This window comes from Rhodoferax sp. TH121 (assembly GCF_002251855.1).
In the GTDB taxonomy this organism is placed as follows: domain Bacteria; phylum Pseudomonadota; class Gammaproteobacteria; order Burkholderiales; family Burkholderiaceae_C; genus Allorhodoferax.
In genome coordinates, this window is sequence record NZ_NOXW01000019.1 from 249093 (window position 1) to 266146 (window position 17054).

Here is a 17054-nt window from a genome sequence, read left to right on the forward strand (position 1 = left end):
CGCGCTCAAAACAGGAAGTACCGCTGCGCCAGCGCCAGCTTCACCGCGGGCTCGCAGGTCAGCAGTTGGCCATCGGCGCGCACGGTGTAGGTCTGCGGGTCAATCTCCATCACCGGCAGGTAGCTGTTGTGCACCATGTGCTGCTTGCGCACGCCGCGGATGTTCTTCACGGCTGCCACATTCTTGGCCAGGCCAAAGCGCTCTTTCACACCCGCGTTGAAACCGGCCTGCGACACAAAGGTGAACGAGCCCTTGTGCAACGCGCCACCGAACGAGCCGAACATGGGGCGGTAGTGCACCGGCTGGGGCGTGGGGATGGACGCATTCGGGTCGCCCATGGCCGCATGCGCGATGAAGCCGCCCTTCAAGATCAGCGCAGGCTTCACGCCAAAGAAGGCGGGCTTGTAGATCACCAAGTCGGCCCACTTGCCCACTTCAATCGATCCCACCTCATGGCTGATGCCATGGGCAATCGCCGGGTTGATGGTGTACTTGGCCACATAACGCTTGGCGCGGAAGTTGTCGTTGCGCACGCTGTCTTCGGGCAAGCTGCCACGCTGGGCCTTCATCTTGTCGGCGGTTTGCCAGGTGCGGATGATGACTTCGCCCACGCGGCCCATGGCCTGGCTGTCGCTGCTCATCATGGAGATCGCGCCCATGTCGTGCAGGATGTCCTCAGCTGCAATGGTTTCCTTGCGGATGCGGCTCTCGGCAAAGGCCAGGTCTTCGGCAATGCCAGCGTCCAGGTGGTGGCACACCATCAGCATGTCCACATGCTCGTCCAGCGTGTTCTGGGTGTAGGGCATGGTGGGGTTGGTGGAGCTGGGCAAGAAGTTGTCCTGGCCCACCACCCGCAAGATGTCGGGCGCATGGCCGCCGCCCGCACCCTCGGTGTGGAAGGCGCACAGGCCGCGGCCCTTGGTCGCCGCAATGGTGTCTTCCACAAAGCCCGATTCGTTGAGCGTGTCGGAGTGGATGGCGACCTGCGTGTCGGTCTCGTCGGCCACGTCCAGGCAGTTGCTGATGGCGCTGGGCGTGGTGCCCCAGTCTTCGTGCAGCTTGAGGCCGATGACACCGGCGTTGATCTGCTCGTGCAGCGCCGCGGGCAGACTGGCGTTGCCCTTCCCAAGGAAACCGAGGTTCATGGGGAAGGCATCTGCTGCCTGCAGCATGCGCTCGATGTTCCAGGGGCCAGGTGTGCAGGTGGTGGCAAAGGTGCCGGTGGCCGGGCCGGTGCCGCCACCCAGCATGGTGGTTACGCCGCTGGACAGGGCCTCTTCGATTTGCTGCGGGCAAATGAAGTGAATGTGGCTGTCGATGCCGCCCGCGGTGACGATGTTGCCCTCGCAGCTGATGATCTCGGTGCCGGGGCCAATGATGATGTCCACACCGGGCTGCGTATCCGGGTTGCCGGCCTTGCCGATGGCGGCAATGCGGCCGCCTTTCAGGCCAATGTCGGCCTTGACGATGCCCCAGTGGTCCAGGATCAGTGCGTTGGTCAGCACACAGTCCATGGCGCCTTCGGCCCGCGTTTTCTGCGATTGGGCCATGCCGTCGCGGATGGTTTTGCCACCGCCAAACTTCACCTCTTCACCGTAGGCACCAGCCGCCAGGGTGTAGTCCTTCTCCACCTCGATGAGCAGGCCGGTGTCGGCCAAGCGCACGCGGTCACCGGTGGTGGGGCCAAAGATTTCCGCGTAGGCGCGGCGTCCGATAGTAGCCATATCAGTTCACCCCCAGGCTGCGGTGCTGCGCACTCTCCGCCACCCCCCTTGCCGGGGGCAATGCCAGTGGCCCGGCAAAGCCGGTTCCACGGCATCCTTGGGTTTGATGGGTTTGCAAATGTGTGTGCATCATTTAAAGATTCCCTTGGGTCAGGCCGCGAAAGCCGTAGACCACGCGGTCGCCAGCAAAGTCCACCAGCTCCACGGTGCGCTGCTGGCCGGGCTCGAAGCGCACGGCCGAGCCGGAGGCAATGTTCAGGCGCATGCCTTGGGCGGCGGCGCGGTCAAAGCCCAGCGCGCCGTTGACTTCGGCAAAGTGGTAGTGCGAGCCGACTTGGATGGGGCGGTCTGCAGTGTTTTGCACCACCACGGTCAGTGTGCGGCGGCCGGTATTGAGGGCGTGGTCGCCCTCGTCGGTGAGGATTTCGCCGGGGGTCATGGGCTGGCCCTCAGACTTGGCTGAACAGGTACACGCCGGCAAAGCCTAGCGCCGTGCCCAGGCCGCCCAGCACCACACCGCTGCGTGCAGCCAGCTTGCGGCGGATGCCCAAGCCCAGGCCCACACCGCCCAAGTGCAGCACCGCGGTGGTCAGCAGGAAGCCTGCGGCATAGCCCGCAAAGCCGGTTGCGGGTGTTTCAGCGCCGTGGGCCAGGCCGTGCAGCGATGCGGCGGTGGCAATCAGGCCCAGGCCGAACGCCTTGGGAATGGGTTTGGCGGCGACGATGAGCATGGCGCCGAAGAGCACGACCGACAGGGCGATGGCGTGTTCCAGATAGGGAAGCGTCACGCCGCTGGCGCCCAGCACGGCGCTCAGGACCAGCGCCAGCAAGAAGGTGGCCGGACCTTGCCAGGCTTTGTGGGCGGGCAGGGCGCTCACAGACCAGACGCCCACTGCCACCATGGCCAGCAGGTGATCCAATCCGAAGGGGTGAACCAGTCCCTCCATCAGGCTTTCTGTTCCATGGCCAGTATGGGCGCTAGCCCCCGTAGTTATTGCGCAAGAAGCTATCAAAAGAAGAGCGTTTTTGGTGAAGGTTCGCATGGGTTCTCCGCGGGCTTAAACAATGGGTTGGTGAACGGTGACCAGCTTGGTGCCGTCGGGGAAGGTGGCCTCCACCTGGATGTCGGGAATCATCTCGGCGATGCCGTCCATCACGTCATCGCGGGTCAGCACGTTGCGGCCTTCGCTCATGAGCTGGGCCACGGTCTTGCCGTCGCGGGCGCCTTCCATCACGGCACAGCTGATCAGGGCGATGGCCTCGGGGTAGTTGAGCTTGAGGCCGCGTGCCTTGCGCCGCTCGGCCAGCAGGCCGGCGGTGAAGATCAGCAGCTTGTCTTTCTCTCTGGGCGTGAGTTCCATGGCGTTGTTTGGTATTGGGGATTCAGCACTGTAAGCAATCCCTGTGCCTTCCTCCATACGCCAAACGTCCCAGGCTGGTGGCATGAAATCTGCACCCTTGGTGCTGTGCACCACGCTCCCCCCGCCCCCTCCACCGACGAAGCCCCCGCCCAGCGGGTGGTGAAAATCCGCCGTGACTACAACAACTGGGTGGCCAGCGAGACCATGGAAGACTACGCCCTGCGCTTCACGCCGCAGCGCTTTCGCAAGTGGTCCGAATGGCGCGTGGCCAACACCGCCTTCGGCGCGGCCTCTTTCCTCATTCTGGAGGCCGTGGGCGCCACGCTGCTGGTGCAGTACGGTTTTGTCAATGCGCTCTGGGCCATCCTGGCCACGGGCCTGGTCATCTTTCTGGCCGGCCTGCCCATCAGTGTCTACGCCGCCCGCTATGGGGTGGACATGGATCTGCTGACCCGCGGCGCGGGCTTTGGCTACATCGGCTCCACGCTCACTTCGCTCATCTATGCGTCATTCACCTTCATCTTTTTTGCGCTGGAGGCTGCCGTCATGGCCTATGCGCTGGAGTTGGCGCTGGACATCCCGCCCACCTGGGGCTATCTGATCTGCGCGCTGGTGGTCATTCCGCTGGTGACCCACGGTGTCTCCACCATCAGCCGTCTGCAGATCTGGACCCAGCCGCTGTGGCTGGTCATGCTGGTGGTGCCGTTTGGCTTTGTTTTGGTGCGTGATCCGCAGGCGTTTGCCGGCATTACGCACTATGTTGGTGATCTTGGCGGCGCTGGTGGCTTTAGCTTGCACTTGTTTGGTGCCGCTTTAACGGTGGGCATTGCGCTGATTACCCAAATGGGGGAGCAGGCCGACTACCTGCGCTTCATGCCGGCCCACACCGCAGCCAACCGCGGCCGCTGGTGGCTGGGGGTGTTGGTGGGCGGGCCGGGCTGGGTGGTGCTGGGGGTCATCAAGATGCTGGGGGGCGCTTTTCTAGCTTACCTGGCGATTCAGCACAGCGTGCCTACTGACCGCGCGGTAGATCCCAACCAGATGTACCTGGCAGCCTATGAGTATGTGTTTCCCACGCTGGGCTGGGCCGTGGCGGCCACAGCGGTGTTTGTGGTGGTGTCGCAGCTCAAGATCAATGTGACCAATGCCTACGCAGGTTCGCTGGCCTGGAGCAATTTTTTCTCGCGCCTCACGCACAGCCACCCGGGACGCGTGGTGTGGGTGCTGTTCAACAGCGTGATCGCCTTCATGCTGATGGAGATGAATGTGTTCCAGGCGCTGGGCGATGTGCTGGGCCTGTACTCCAACATTGCCATCGCCTGGATCATGGCGGTGGTGGCCGATCTGGTCATTAACAAACCGCTGGGCCTGTCGCCCAAGGGTATTGAGTTCAAGCGTGCCCATCTCTACGACATCAACCCCGTGGGCGTGGGCGCGATGGCGCTGGCGTCCCTGCTGTCCATTTCCGCCTACCTGGGGCTGTTTGGGGAGCTGGCCAAGGCCTTCTCGGCGGTAGTTGCCTTGGTGACGGCCATGGTGGCTTCACCGCTGATTGCATGGCTGACCAAGGGCAAGTACTACCTAGCCCGGCAGTCTGATGTCAGCGCCGCTTTTGGCAGCTACCAGCGCTTGCAGTCCAGGCACTGTGTCATTTGCGAGCGCGAGTACGAGGGCCCGGACATGGCCCATTGCCCGGCTTACCAAGGGCCCATCTGCTCCTTGTGCTGCACGCTGGATGCGCGCTGTGGCGATATGTGCAAGCCGCACGCGAACCTGTCCACCCAGTGGTCGGCCGCGCTGCGCTGGCTGTTGCCCAAACCGGTGTGGCCGTATCTGGATACGGGCTTGGGCCATTTCATCCTGCTGATGCTCATCATCGTGCCACTGTTGGCCACGGTGTTTGGCATGTTCTATATGCAGGAGCTGGGTGCCTTAGCAGCGCTCGGCGACGCGCAGAGCGCCATGCAAGCCTCGCTGCGATCAGGCTTTAGCAAGGCGTTTGCGGCGCTCCTGCTGATGTCGGGCATCGTGGCCTGGTGGCTGGTGCTCGCGCACAAGAGCCGGCAGGTTGCACAGGAAGAATCGAACCGGCAAACCCATTTGCTGATGCGCGAAATCGAGTCGCACCGCCAGACCGACGAGGCCCTGCAAGATGCCAAGCTGCTGGCCGAGCGTGCCAAGCAGGCCGCTGAGGCCGCCAACCAGGCCAAGAGCCGCTACATCAGCGCCATCAGCCACGAGCTGCGCACGCCGCTCAACAGCATCCTGGGCTACGCGCAGCTCATGGGCGAAGACGCCTCCATCCCCGCGCACCGCAAGCAGGCGGTCAGCGTCATCAAGCGCGGTGGCGAGCATTTGCTCTCACTCATCGAGGGCACACTGGACATGGCGCATATCGAGAGCGGCAAGCTCACACTCAATGTGAAGCCCATGCAGTTCGCCAGCGGCATGCACGAGATGGCCAGCATGTTCGAGCTGCAGGCGGCGGCCAAGGGACTGCAGTTCCATTTTGAGGTGCAAGGAGCCATCCCCGAATGGGTGCGTGCGGACGAGAAACGTGTGCGCCAGATCTTCTTCAACCTGTTGGGCAATGCCATCAAGTTCACCCAGCAGGGCAGCGTGACGCTGCGCCTGCGCTACGCGCGCGAGATGGCGCAGGTGGAGGTGTGCGACACCGGCCCCGGCATGGCGCAGGAAGACCTGGACCGCATCTTCGAACCCTTCACTCGCGGTGCCAGTGCTGCCGGGGGCTCGGCTGGCGGAACCACAGGCTCGGGCCTGGGCCTGACCATTGCCAAGATGCTCACCGACTTGATGGGCGGCGAATTGTCGGCATCGTCAGTGCCCGGGGAGGGCTCGGTCTTTCAGGTGCGCCTCTTCCTGCCAGAACTGCACCTGCCTGCCACTGCGCATGACAAGGTCAGCCCCGCTGCGGCACGCAAGCCGCGCCTTGGGTATGCGGGCGCGCGTCGCAAGGTGCTGGTGGTGGATAACGAAGAAGCTGACCGGGAACTGCTGGTCAGCCTGCTGGAACCGCTGGGTTTTGAGGTGCGCACCGCCGCCAGTGGCCATGACTGCCTGGACTTGTTGGCTGCGGGTCTGCAGCCCGACGTGGTCTTGCTGGACCTGGCCATGCCCGGCATCGACGGCTGGGAAACGCTGCGCCGTATCCGCGCCAACCCGGCCTTGGGCGGCATGCAGCCACAGGTGGCCATTGTGTCGGCCAATGCCTTTGACCGGGGGCTGGACAACGGCCTAGGCCTCCCGCCCGAAGATTTCATCGTCAAACCCGTGCGCCACACCGAACTGCTGGACTGGCTGGAGCGCAAGCTCGCGCTGGAATGGGTTGACACCTTGCGTGCCCCCGAGCCAGCGGCCGTGGCAGTGGTCGCGCCTGTCGAACTGGTGTGGCCCGCCGCGGCCGATTGCCAAGCCTTACTCGACTTGGTGCGCCTGGGCTTTTACCGCGGCATCGTCAACAAGCTCGACGCCATTGCTGCGGCCCAACCGCAGTGCCAGGCGTTTACCCAGTTCATGGGCGCGCTGGCGCGCCAGTACCAGTTCGAGGCCATGGCCACCCAATTGCAGAAAGCGCTGGATGCAAGCCCCACTTCTCTCTGACTCCGATGACACCCTGGACCGCGCCAACAGCGATGTGGTGCTCATCGTCGATGACGTGCCCGACAACCTGTCGGTGCTGCACGATGCACTCGATGAATCGGGCTACACCGTGCTCATCGCCACCTCGGGCGAGGCCGCGTTGCAGCGCGCCACCCAGGGCCTGCCGGATGTCATCTTGCTCGACGCGATGATGCCCGGCATGGATGGCTTTGAAGTGGCGCGCCGCCTGAAGGCCGCACCCAGCACCACCCATATTCCCATAATCTTCATGACCGGCCTGACCGAGACCGAGTACCTGGTGGCGGCCTTGGAGAGTGGTGGCGTGGACTATGTGACCAAGCCCATCAAGCCCAAGGAGGTGCTGGCGCGCATGGGCGTGCACCTGGCCGGCGCGCGCGAGCGGCGCCAGACGCGCAACGCGCTGGACGCCTTTGGTTACGCCACCATCACCGTGCGCGCGGCAGACGGGTGCCTCATGTGGCAAACCCCGCTGGCCCGCGAGCTGCTGGAGCGCTACTGCGGGACCCAAGCACCCCAGACCCCGCCCGAGGTGCTAGGCTGGTTGCAGGCCTGCTTGCCGACCGTGGCGCGCGGTGCCGAGCCCGGCAAGCTGAGCCTGGAGCGCGGCCCCAAGCGTCTGACTTTCCGCCTCCACCAGCAGATTGGCGACAGCGACGCCGGTGGCGACTGGCTCATCGTCATGCGCGAGGTATCCGACACCGCCGTCATTGAAGCCATGAGCCTGTCTTTCAAGCTCACCGCCAAGGAGGCTGAGGTGCTGTACTGGGTCGTCAAGGGCAAGACCAACAAGGACATCGGCGACATCCTGGGTAGCAGTCCCATGACGGTGAAGAAGCACCTGGAGCGCGTGTTCGTAAAGCTGGGCGTAGAGACGCGCACCGCTGCGGCTGGCATGGCGATGTCACGCATCCGGCAACTGCACCCGCAATTTGAAGGCTAGCGCAGACCGCAGTGGCTGACACTGCGACAATGTCCGCATGAGCACTGACGCCCCCAAGCCCGCACCTGCCAAGCAAGCCAACAACCCCCTGCACGGCAAAACGCTGGAGGCCATCGTGACCGAGTTGGCAGACTTTTACGGCTGGGAAGAGTTGGGTGAACGTATCCCGATTCGATGCTTCAACCTCGACCCCAGCGTGGCCTCCAGCCTCAAGTTTTTGCGCAAAACGCCCTGGGCGCGCGAGAAGGTCGAGGGCCTGTACCTGTTCATGTTGCGCGAGCAGCGCCGTTCAGGGCGTTAAATCGCGCCACTCGTCGTGCTATTGGGTTTCTGGTTGGTGAAATCGGGAACTTGTCCGTTCACAATATTTGAATCGGATCATCAATCCAATTCAAAATAGGGAAACCCGTGGCCCCCTAGACTTGCGGCCATGGTTTCTTCCTCCACCTCCACATTCAAGGCGCCCGCAACGCGGTACAGCCGCACCGCGATCGTGTTGCACTGGGTGCTGGGCTTGGCCATTCTGGGCCTGTTCGGCGTTGGCCTGTACATGACCAGCCTGCCTTTCTCGCCAGCCCGTCTCAAGCTCTACAACTGGCACAAGTGGGCGGGTATCACGCTCTTGGCCCTGTCGGTCGTGCGTCTGCTGTGGCGCGCTACGCACCGTCCACCGGCGCTGCCTGACAGCATTGCCAAGGCCATGCCCGCCTGGCAGCACTGGGCCCACCACGGCACGCATTACGCGATGTACGCCTTGTTCTTTCTGGTGCCGCTGATTGGCTGGGCCTACAGCTCGGCGGCAGGTTTCCCCATCGTGGTGTTTGGTGTGCTGCCCCTGCCGGACTTTGTGCCGGTGGACAAGGCGCTGGCAGAGCTTATCAAGCCCTTCCATGAACTAAGTGCGTTTGCCCTGGTCGGACTGGCGGGCTTGCACATTGCCGCAGTCCTGAAGCACCAGCTGGTGGACAAGGATGGCCTGATTGGCCGCATGTTGCCAGGTGGCCGCTAACGCCTCATCGTATTTTTTTACAGGACTTTCCATGACTGTTTCCCGTCTTCTTGTGTCTGCCCTCGTCGCCGCTTCGGCCCTTAGCTGCACCCTCGCGCTGGCCCAGCAAAAGCTGGTGCCCGCCCAAAGTGAAATCGTGTTTGTGAGCAAACAAATGGGCGTGCCCGTGGAAGGCCGCTTCAAGAAGTTTGACGCGCAAATCGCGTTTGACCCTGCCAAGCCTGACACCAGCAAAATCGCTTTCACGGTCGACATCGCCAGCGCCACCCTGGGCGCCCCCGAGAGCGATGCCGAACTGCCCAAGGCCACCTGGTTCAACACCGCCAAGTTCCCCCAGGCCACCTTCCAATCCACCAGCATCAAGGGCCTGGGCGGCGGCAAGTTTGATGTGAGCGGCAAGCTCAGCATCAAGGGCGCCAGCCGCGACGTGGTGGTGCCCGTGGTGCTGACCCAAAGCGGTGCCACCACCACCGCCACCGGCACCTTCCCCATCAAGCGCCTGGCCTTCAAGATTGGTGAAAACGAGTGGGCGGACACCTCCATGGTGGCCGATGACGTGCAAGTCAAGTTCAAGCTGGCACTGACCGGCGTGGGCAAGTTCTGATTGTTTGGTTTCCCTTTTCTTTTTTTAACCTGGAGTATTTATGCGTACGACGTTCATCGCTGCCGCTGTCGCGGCCCTGGCTTTTGCAGGCGCGGCCCAAGCCCAATCCGCCAACTACGGCATCGACCCCACCCACACCTTTGTGACCTTTGAAATCGGCCACTTCGGTGCCACCACCAACCGCGGTCGTTTCGACAAGAAAGAAGGCACCATCCAGCTGGACAAAGCTGGCAAGAGCGGCAAGGTAGACATCTCGGTGGACGTGACCTCCATCAACACCGGCACCCCCGGCTTTGACAAGCACCTGCAAAGCGCCGACCTGTTCGACGCTGCCAAGCACCCCACCATCAAGTTCTCGTCCACCAAGTTCACCTTCAACGGCGACAAGGTCAGCGAAGTGGCTGGCAACCTGACCCTGCTGGGCAAAACCCAGCCCGTGACCCTGAAGGCCACCCAGTTCAACTGCTACGAAAACCCCATGCTCAAGCGCGAAGTGTGCGGCGGCGACTTTGAAACCACCATCGACCGCACTGCCTTTGGCATGAACTACGGCGTGGACTGGGGCTTCCCCAAGAACGTGCGCCTGGTGATCCAGGTGGAAGCTGTCAAGCAGTAATCTGCCCGACGCAGCCACAGCCAAAGCCAGCCCTTGGGGCTGGCTTTTTTATGCGGTTTAGAGCCAAATTGGCCTCTAGGCGCCGTAGATACTGCGCGAGCAGCTCCTGTATTTGTAGCAAAATAAGCGCTCTTCGGCCACTGTCCTGCATCCATGTCCCCTTCACCCACCGCGATCCTCAGCCCTACCAGCCCTGCATCTGCCTCTGTATTGAATGCCCGGGCCCTGCGCTGGGCCCCGGCGGGCACGCCCGTGTTGGACCTGCCAGCGCTGCAGATTCCGCCCGGTGTGAGCTGGGTGGGCGGCGGGGAAGGGCGGGGCAAAAGCAGCCTGCTGCGCTGCCTGGCCGGTGCGCTGCAGCTGCCCGGCAGCCACCTGCAGATAGGCAGCACGGTGCTGGCTGATCAGCCTGCTGCCTACCGCGCGCAGGTATTCTGGATGGATCCACGCACCAGCGCGCATGACCAGGTGCGCGGTGTGGATTTTTTGGCCCGCACCGCCGCGCGCCACCCCCACTGGGACGCCACGCTGCAGGCAGACTTGGCGGAGGCGCTGGACCTCACGCAGCACCTGGAGAAGCCGCTGTACATGCTGTCCACCGGCTCCAAGCGCAAGGTCTGGCTCTTGGCTGCGCTGGCCTCGGGCGCCGCACTCACCCTGCTGGACGAGCCTTTTGCCGCCGTGGACAAAACCTCCATCCGCTGCGTGCTGGACTATTTGCAGGAGGCGGCCACCCACACCACGCGCGCCTGGGTGGTGGCCGACTACGAAGCCCCGGCCGGTGTGCCGCTGGCCCATACGATTGACCTGGGCGATTGACTCCCGCCCGCCCCTTGTCTGAGGAGACCCTCCATGTCCCCACCTGCGTCGTCCCGTCTGCCCACCTACTTCATCTCGCACGGCGGCGGCCCCTGGCCGTGGATGCCAGAGATGGCGGCTGCCATGCAGCCGCTGGCCCAGTCGCTCTCCGACATTCCGCGCCAACTGGGCCAAACGCCCAAGGCCGTGTTGATGGTTACCGCGCACTGGGAGGCGCGTGCCTTCACGCTGGGCAGCAGCCCCGCGCCCGGTATGGTGTACGACTACGGCGGCTTTCCGCCCCACACCTACCAAATCCAATACCCCGCGCCCGGCGCCCCTGCGCTGGCACAGCGCGTGCAGGCGCTGCTGGAGGCGGCTGGCCTGCCCGTGGCGCAAGACGCGCAGCGCGGCTACGACCACGGCACCTTTGTGCCCCTGGCCGTGATGTACCCCCAGGCCGATGTGCCGGTGTTGCAAATGTCCCTGCGCGCTGGCTTGGACCCAGCCGAACACCTGGCCCTGGGCCGTGCGCTGGCGCCGCTGCGCGACGAGGGCGTGCTCATCGTCGGCAGTGGCCTGAGTTATCACAACCTGCGCGCCTTTGGCCGTGCGGGGCAGGCGCCTTCACAAGCGTTTGATGCCTGGTTGCAAACGGCCGTGGCTGCACCCGCCGCGCAGCGCACGCAGTACCTGCTGGACTGGGAGCAGGCCCCGGCGGCCCGCCTGTGCCACCCGCGCGAAGAGCACCTGCTGCCGCTGATGGTGGCCGTGGGCGCGGCCGAGGGTGACACGGCCAGCTGCGTCTACCACGAGGACGGCATCTTTGGTGGTGTGACAGCTTCCAGCTTCCGCTTCAGCGCGGCCTAGTGGCTGCACCCGCAGGTGGTAAGCGCCTGCCTGTTGCCGTCGTTCAGTTAAAGTCCGTCCCCGCACGGTGCGGGTGGCCTGCGTCGCACACTGTGTGCCTCAGCTACATCGGAATGACAAGGAAAACGACATGCTGTTAACGGATATCGCCGTCGAGCACACGATGACGCCCCTCAAGGGAGGCCCGCGTGTGACGGTGGCGCTGCACCCCTTCACCAACACCCAACGCGACTCACTGGGCAAATTCGAGATCGTGCGTGGCGTCAGTGAGCCAGGGGGCAAAGAAGTGCGGCGGTCCACCTTTGTGTCGTTTCAGCAGCTGGCGGAGTTGTACGCGAAAGGCGTGCTCGACGAATTCGGGTTTTCCGTTCGCATGTGTGCTGCCGGCGGCAAGTACCCGGCGACGACGCCCATCAAGAAAGTACTGCCCAGCAACATCCAACCACGCTCCCAGTTCGACCTGGCAGTGCAAGTCGTGGATGTGTCAAAACCCGCCAGCCGGGAGTTGAGAACAGCGCTGCTGCGCACCAGCGTCAAGCTTTGAGGGGGCCGTGCTTTCCTTTGTTGGTCATGCCGATTCGGCATGACTGGGAAGCCGTCGTTGTCTCTGTACTCTGCCAGACAGACCATGGCAGGCCGGCTGCCTAAGCTGCAACCATCGGATCCAGAGGCAGCGATTTTCTTGCTGGTTTGGTGATGAACCGTGACAGCTGGCATGTGCAGTGCTGGTGTTACGTCGATGTTGTATTACCCAGGAGGCTTTATGCCCAACTTCAAACTCCAATCGATTTTTCTTGCCGTGGGAATTGTCGCCAGCACCACGCTCCTGGCCCAGGGCTTGCCCAAGGCGGAGTACAAAGCGGGTCAGCAGGTCGTGGCAGATGACTACAAAGCGGCCAAGGCCCAATGTGATGCACTGTCGGGTAATGCCAAAGACATTTGCGTCGTCGATGCCAAAGCCGGACGCAATGTGGCCAAGGCCAATCTCGAGGCCAATTACCAGCCTACCGAGAAGAACCACTACAAAGCACGCTTGACCAAAGCGGAAGGTGACTACGACATGGCCAAAGAACGCTGCAGCGAGAAGGCTGGCAATGCCAAAGACGTGTGCGTCAAAGAAGCCAAGTCCCTAGAGGTAACAGCCAAGGCCGATGCCAAAGTCCAGATGCAGACCCGCGCCGCCAACAAGGAGTCCAGAGAAACCACCCAGGACGCCCGCAAAGACGCTGCTGAGGACAAAACCACGGCGGCCTATGCGCTGGCCAAAGAAAAGTGCGATGCCATGGCAGGTGTCGCCAAAGACACCTGCGTGAGCGAAGCCAAAGTCAAGTTCGGCAAGTAATCACTGTGCTGACCTTCCAATCATTTCAGGAGTAACACCATGAACCCCATCACGAATGCCACTTACGCGGCCATTTACGCGGTCACATTTGCCAGCCTGTTTGGCTGTGCAGGCATGACAGCCCAAGAGAAGGGTACCGCTATTGGCGCAGGCGCCGGTGCCGTTGGCGGTGCGGTGCTGGGCGGCGGTCCCCTGGGCACCATCGGTGGAGCCGCGGTCGGCGGCGTTATCGGCCACGAAGTGACCAAGCCGTGATTCGCCACACCTCAACCCGCCCCCCTTGTACCCACCCTTACGGAGCGCTCCATGCTAATGTCCAATACCCCCCAGCCCACCGAACCCCTGAGTGACGGCCTTCTGCCCTTGATGACCGAGGCGGCTGAACAGGCTGATGCGCTCATGCACCGCGGCGGTGAGGCCTTGCGCCACACAGGCCAGAACTTGCAACAGCGGGCCACACACGCCCGCGAGGTGGCGAGCGACTATGTGCGCAATGAGCCATTCAAGTCTCTGCTCATGGCTGCTGCCACTGGCGCAGTCCTGATGGGGCTGGCGAGTTTGCTAAGCCGCTCCCACACTCCGCGCTAAGCACATGGCGACGCCACATGCCTTGCACAGCCGGCAGATGTTGCATTTGCTGGCTGTGTACTGGGGATACAAAGTCTTGTGTTACCTGGGGGCCGTGGTGTTAGCCGCCGTTGGGCTCGCTCTTGCGGGCGCCTCCACGATGCTATGGGACATTACGCCCCTGGCATCGCAGTGGGTACTCCTGGCAGTGCCCAGCATCGGGCTGTTGGCGTCGGCGGCCTGTTGGTTTGCGGCCCGCGCGGCGACTGACAACCCTGAGCTGGGCGAATGCCTGGAGTATTTGGAGGCCCACCAGCTCATGCTGTACGCGGGATCGTCCGAGGCTTAAAGCCCCCGGGCTTTAAGCCCCCTGAGTGCATTCATCATAGAACGCATAACCGGTTCGCTGGCGTTTGGCGTGGTACATGGCGGCATCCGCGTTTCTGAGCAGCGACTCTGGTGTCAGGCCATCACTGGGGCAAATCGCAATGCCGATGCTGGGGCGTACCGTCAGGTCGTGTGTACCTATCTTGCAGGGTGCCTTGACCGAGTCAAACAATTTTGCCGCCAGTTGGGTCAGTTGTTTGCGATTGCCCAAACCCCGCAGCAAGCAGGCAAATTCATCACCACCCAAGCGGCACACCACATCCTCCATGCGCACGGCTTGATTCAGGCGCGCTGCGACCACTCGCAACAACTCGTCACCCGCACCATGGCCTTGGGTGTCATTGACGGCCTTGAACTCATCCAGGTCCAGAAACAGGATCGCCAGACCCAGCTCGGAGGCATGGGGTTCGCCCATTGCGTGTTGCAGCTGGTTTTCAAAATAGCTGCGGTTGGGCAGCTGCGTCAGGCTGTCATGCTCGGCGCTGTGGCGTGCTCGCCGTTCGCCGGCGCGAGTGCCCAGCAACTCTTTGCGCGCTTGCAGCAGCGCAGACTGAGTTTCCAACATTTCGAGTTTGAGCAGGGCATTGCGATCCAATTCGCAGTCCAGGCGGGTTTGCAATGCGTCCAGCGATTCCACACATTCCAACACGCTGATACAAAAGCGTGAAAGTACATGGTTGTCTGTCTGTCCATGTCCCTGTGCCGAGAGTTCGCCCACCGTCAGGTTCAGGCGTAGTTTCACTGCATTGAGCATGTGGTCCCAGTCGGGTGCAGCCACGGGCAATGCTGCAGTCTCCTTGCGGAGCAGGCCGTTGTACCCAGGTATCGCGCTCATGGCTGTTTAGCGCGTGTTGCGCGCAGTGGCCTGGGTTGGCTGCGCCCCATGTGGTGTTGCCGGGCGGCTAGGCAGATGCAGGGTTTCTTTATGGACCTGCGCCGTGGTGGCCTGTCGCAGTGCCACGGTGCTGTCTGGCATGCGCGCGTCCCGGCTGGTATCGCGGACGAGGTGTTTGTGGCTTTTGCTCATGGTGATGCGTGTCATGGGGCGTCCTTGGGATGTGGAAGCCTGGTTTTACCTAGGCGCTTCAGCACGGTCTGTACGCCAACGAACTACTGGTACGAGCTCTTTCGGACCATGGTGCCCCAGCGTACAGATGACCTCATTCTCCGGGGCCACACTGCCCTCCAGATACATTCCAAAGGACTCCATGACTGCCGTCTCTGGCGCTCAGCCGCCCCATCCGTCCACTGGCAATAACTTGCTGTTGAACCGTCTGACCCGCAAAGATCGCCTCCAAGTTTTGGCCCAGGCAGAACGGGTGGACCTGACCTTGCATCAGGTTCTTTGGGAGCCGGGGAATGTACTGGCGTACGTGTACTTTCCCTTGTGTGGGTATGTCTCCCTTATTGCGACCACTGATGGCGTACATGCCATCGAGGTCGGTATGGTGGGAGCCGAGGGCATGTTGGGAACGGCGCTGGGTCTCGGGGTGGCCCGCACCACCGTCCAGGCCTTGGTGCAAGAAAGTGGGCAGGCATTGCGGATACGTGCTGCAGAGTTTTCTCGTTTGCTAGCCAGCTGTTCGTCCTTGTTGCAAGTAACCCGGCGGTTTACCTATCTGGCGATCGATCAGTTGGCAAATGGCTGTGCCTGTGTGCGCTTTCACCGGGTCGAGCAACGATTGGCCCGCTGGCTGCTCATGGGCCATGACCGCTCACCGGGTGATGTGTTTCCCATGACGCACGTTTTCTTGTCTGCCATGTTGGGTGTACGCAGGGTCAGTGTGACCAATGCCGCCACTGCCATGCATACCGCCGGGCTGATTGACTATCACCGCGGCGTAGTCCGCGTGCTGCACCGTGCAGGACTGGAGGCCGCGGCTTGCAGCTGCTACCAGCGCGATTGTGAAAGTTACAACGCGGTTTTTTCTATACCCACCCAAAGGAGTACGGCATGAGCCTTGGCACACTGTTATTGATTGTTCTGGTTTTGATGTTGGTCGGGGTGTTTCCGGCTTGGCCGCACAGCCAGTCCTGGGGCTACGGGCCTACTGGTGGTCTGGGTCTGCTGGTGATCATTTTGCTGGTTCTGGTACTCACCGGGCGCTTCTGATTGTCAGGTCGCCTGCGCCTTGGGTAGCAGGCGTTCGTACTCGATTTTGACGACCTCGTAGCACTCACAAGTCCGGGCTTCCAGGCCTGCGCGGTCGATGACATTGATGTGTCCTCGTGCGTAGCTAATAAGGCCGGCACGCTGCAATTTGAGTGCTGCCTCGGTCACACCTTCGCGACGCACTCCCAACATGTTGGCAATCAGCTCTTGCGTCATGATGAGTTCGCTTCCGCGAAGACGGTCCAGGCTCAGCAGCAACCAGCGGCACAGCTGTTGGTCCAGCGAATGGTGGCGATTGCACACTGCGGTTTGTGACATCTGGGTGATTAATGCCTGGGTGTAACGCAGCATGAGGTGCATCACCGGACCGGATCGGTTGAATTCGTCTTTCATGGTGTGGGAGCTCAAGCGGTAACCCCTTCCCGCACTCTGCACAACAGCACGGCTAGGGGTGGATCCACCGCCCATGAAAAGTGAGATTCCGACCACCCCTTCAAAACCTACGACCGCAATTTCTGCAGAGGCACCGTTTTCCAGCACATACAACAGGGACACGATGGCAGTGGTAGGGAAGTACACATGCCGCAGCACGGCGCCGGATTCGTACAGTACTTTGCCCAAGGGCAGGTCTACCTCTTCCAAAAGAGGTTGCCAGCGTGCCCACTCGACATCGGGCAGGCAGGCCAGCAGTTGATTGTGTTTGGGGTTGTTATCTGGGGGCATGGACACCTCGGGTTGTTAGAGGGACGAGGTGCCAACCAGATAGATGGGTGGTTCGTACTGAAAGTCAGTGTAGTCCCGCACGTAGCGTTGTTATGTACGGTATCGCACCAATCCAACCTTGCCGGTAAGTTGAATGGTGCGTTGGCGAACAGACTTGTCGGTGAAATTTGCGCAGGATGGTTCTCCACAAAAGGAGAAATCCAATGGGACTATTGACGATAGAGCGCAAAGCGAGGACGCCTACCCGGACGGGGTTCGGTTCCCTTCGGTTGAGTTGGTCCTATATGTCGAGGAAATCCCATGACGCCTGATGCTTCTCCCTCGCTCCCTTCGTGGAGTACAGCGGCTTTTGGGACGC

22 protein-coding genes are annotated in these 17054 nt (G+C 62.2%); 15 read left to right on the plus strand and 7 right to left on the minus strand.

Translation table 11 applies throughout. From position 1 onward, the window contains the following. Positions 1-5: 5 nt before the first annotated feature. The 4 genes from ureC to ureA form a co-directional block, all read right to left on the minus strand. The gene (ureC, locus tag CHU94_RS05425; protein WP_094477549.1) at positions 6-1724 is read right to left on the minus strand and encodes an urease subunit alpha; all 1719 of its coding nucleotides are present in this window, start codon (positions 1722-1724) and stop codon (positions 6-8) included. Positions 1725-1857: 133 nt separating this feature from the next. Continuing rightward, entirely contained in the window at positions 1858-2163 is a 306-nt protein-coding gene (locus CHU94_RS05430) for an urease subunit beta (RefSeq protein WP_094477551.1), read from the minus strand. A 10-nt stretch (positions 2164-2173) separates the two neighbouring features. Further along, entirely contained in the window at positions 2174-2767 is a 594-nt protein-coding gene (locus CHU94_RS05435; RefSeq protein ID WP_094477553.1) for a HupE/UreJ family protein, read from the minus strand. Positions 2768-2782: 15 nt separating this feature from the next. After that, positions 2783-3085 carry an urease subunit gamma gene (gene ureA, locus CHU94_RS05440; protein WP_094477555.1) on the minus strand — a complete coding sequence of 101 codons (303 nt, stop codon included), beginning with the start codon at positions 3083-3085 and terminating at the stop codon, positions 2783-2785. A gap of 105 nt (positions 3086-3190) precedes the next feature. Here ureA and CHU94_RS05445 point away from each other — a divergent pair, with 105 nt between their 5' ends. The 13 genes from CHU94_RS05445 to CHU94_RS05505 all read left to right on the plus strand — a co-directional run bounded on the left by CHU94_RS05445 (position 3191) and on the right by CHU94_RS05505 (position 13822). Then, on the plus strand, positions 3191-6706 hold the full coding sequence (locus CHU94_RS05445; protein WP_255033856.1) for an ATP-binding protein: 3516 nt from the start codon (positions 3191-3193) through the stop codon (positions 6704-6706). Then, the gene (locus tag CHU94_RS05450) at positions 6684-7667 is read left to right on the plus strand and encodes a response regulator transcription factor (RefSeq protein ID WP_094477557.1); all 984 of its coding nucleotides are present in this window, start codon (positions 6684-6686) and stop codon (positions 7665-7667) included. Before CHU94_RS05445 ends, CHU94_RS05450 begins: the two co-directional genes overlap by 23 nt. A 37-nt stretch (positions 7668-7704) precedes the next feature. Next, on the plus strand, positions 7705-7968 hold the full coding sequence (locus CHU94_RS05455) for a VF530 family DNA-binding protein (protein WP_094477559.1): 264 nt from the start codon (positions 7705-7707) through the stop codon (positions 7966-7968). A gap of 129 nt (positions 7969-8097) precedes the next feature. Further along, positions 8098-8676 carry a cytochrome b gene (locus CHU94_RS05460; protein ID WP_094477561.1) on the plus strand — a complete coding sequence of 193 codons (579 nt, stop codon included), beginning with the start codon at positions 8098-8100 and terminating at the stop codon, positions 8674-8676. 31 nt (positions 8677-8707) lie between these two features. Further along, a complete protein-coding gene (locus CHU94_RS05465; RefSeq protein WP_094477563.1) occupies positions 8708-9280 on the plus strand; it encodes a YceI family protein in 573 nt (190 codons plus the stop codon). A gap of 40 nt (positions 9281-9320) precedes the next feature. Next, positions 9321-9896: a YceI family protein gene (locus CHU94_RS05470; RefSeq protein ID WP_094477565.1), complete on the plus strand. Its 576-nt coding sequence runs from the start codon at positions 9321-9323 to the stop codon at positions 9894-9896. A gap of 153 nt (positions 9897-10049) precedes the next feature. Then, positions 10050-10715 carry an ATP-binding cassette domain-containing protein gene (locus CHU94_RS05475; protein ID WP_255033857.1) on the plus strand — a complete coding sequence of 222 codons (666 nt, stop codon included), beginning with the start codon at positions 10050-10052 and terminating at the stop codon, positions 10713-10715. A gap of 33 nt (positions 10716-10748) precedes the next feature. Further along, positions 10749-11564: a class III extradiol ring-cleavage dioxygenase gene (locus CHU94_RS05480; protein WP_094477567.1), complete on the plus strand. Its 816-nt coding sequence runs from the start codon at positions 10749-10751 to the stop codon at positions 11562-11564. Positions 11565-11694: 130 nt separating this feature from the next. Next, complete coding sequence (locus tag CHU94_RS05485) at positions 11695-12108, plus strand: hypothetical protein (RefSeq protein WP_094477569.1); 414 nt, start codon at positions 11695-11697, stop codon at positions 12106-12108. Positions 12109-12327: 219 nt separating this feature from the next. Then, on the plus strand, positions 12328-12906 hold the full coding sequence (locus CHU94_RS05490; protein ID WP_094477571.1) for a hypothetical protein: 579 nt from the start codon (positions 12328-12330) through the stop codon (positions 12904-12906). A 39-nt stretch (positions 12907-12945) separates the two neighbouring features. Continuing rightward, positions 12946-13161 carry a glycine zipper 2TM domain-containing protein gene (locus CHU94_RS05495; protein WP_094477573.1) on the plus strand — a complete coding sequence of 72 codons (216 nt, stop codon included), beginning with the start codon at positions 12946-12948 and terminating at the stop codon, positions 13159-13161. A gap of 51 nt (positions 13162-13212) precedes the next feature. Continuing rightward, entirely contained in the window at positions 13213-13494 is a 282-nt protein-coding gene (locus CHU94_RS05500) for a hypothetical protein (protein WP_141211391.1), read from the plus strand. 4 nt (positions 13495-13498) lie between these two features. After that, positions 13499-13822: a hypothetical protein gene (locus CHU94_RS05505; RefSeq protein ID WP_094477577.1), complete on the plus strand. Its 324-nt coding sequence runs from the start codon at positions 13499-13501 to the stop codon at positions 13820-13822. A gap of 12 nt (positions 13823-13834) precedes the next feature. Here the strand turns inward: CHU94_RS05505 and CHU94_RS05510 are convergent, their stop codons facing one another. After that, positions 13835-14695 (minus strand): GGDEF domain-containing protein, encoded by an 861-nt coding sequence (locus CHU94_RS05510; RefSeq protein WP_094477579.1) that lies wholly within the window; start codon positions 14693-14695, stop codon positions 13835-13837. 6 nt (positions 14696-14701) lie between these two features. Further along, entirely contained in the window at positions 14702-14902 is a 201-nt protein-coding gene (locus CHU94_RS05515) for a hypothetical protein (protein ID WP_094477581.1), read from the minus strand. A gap of 166 nt (positions 14903-15068) precedes the next feature. Between CHU94_RS05515 and CHU94_RS05520 the strand changes: the two genes are divergently transcribed. Continuing rightward, positions 15069-15818: a Crp/Fnr family transcriptional regulator gene (locus CHU94_RS05520; protein WP_094477817.1), complete on the plus strand. Its 750-nt coding sequence runs from the start codon at positions 15069-15071 to the stop codon at positions 15816-15818. Then, complete coding sequence (locus CHU94_RS05525) at positions 15815-15973, plus strand: DUF3309 family protein (protein WP_094477583.1); 159 nt, start codon at positions 15815-15817, stop codon at positions 15971-15973. Before CHU94_RS05520 ends, CHU94_RS05525 begins: the two co-directional genes overlap by 4 nt. A gap of 3 nt (positions 15974-15976) precedes the next feature. Here CHU94_RS05525 and CHU94_RS05530 read toward each other — a convergent pair whose 3' ends face one another. Then, complete coding sequence (locus tag CHU94_RS05530) at positions 15977-16696, minus strand: Crp/Fnr family transcriptional regulator (RefSeq protein WP_176451935.1); 720 nt, start codon at positions 16694-16696, stop codon at positions 15977-15979. Positions 16697-17054 lie beyond the last annotated feature (358 nt).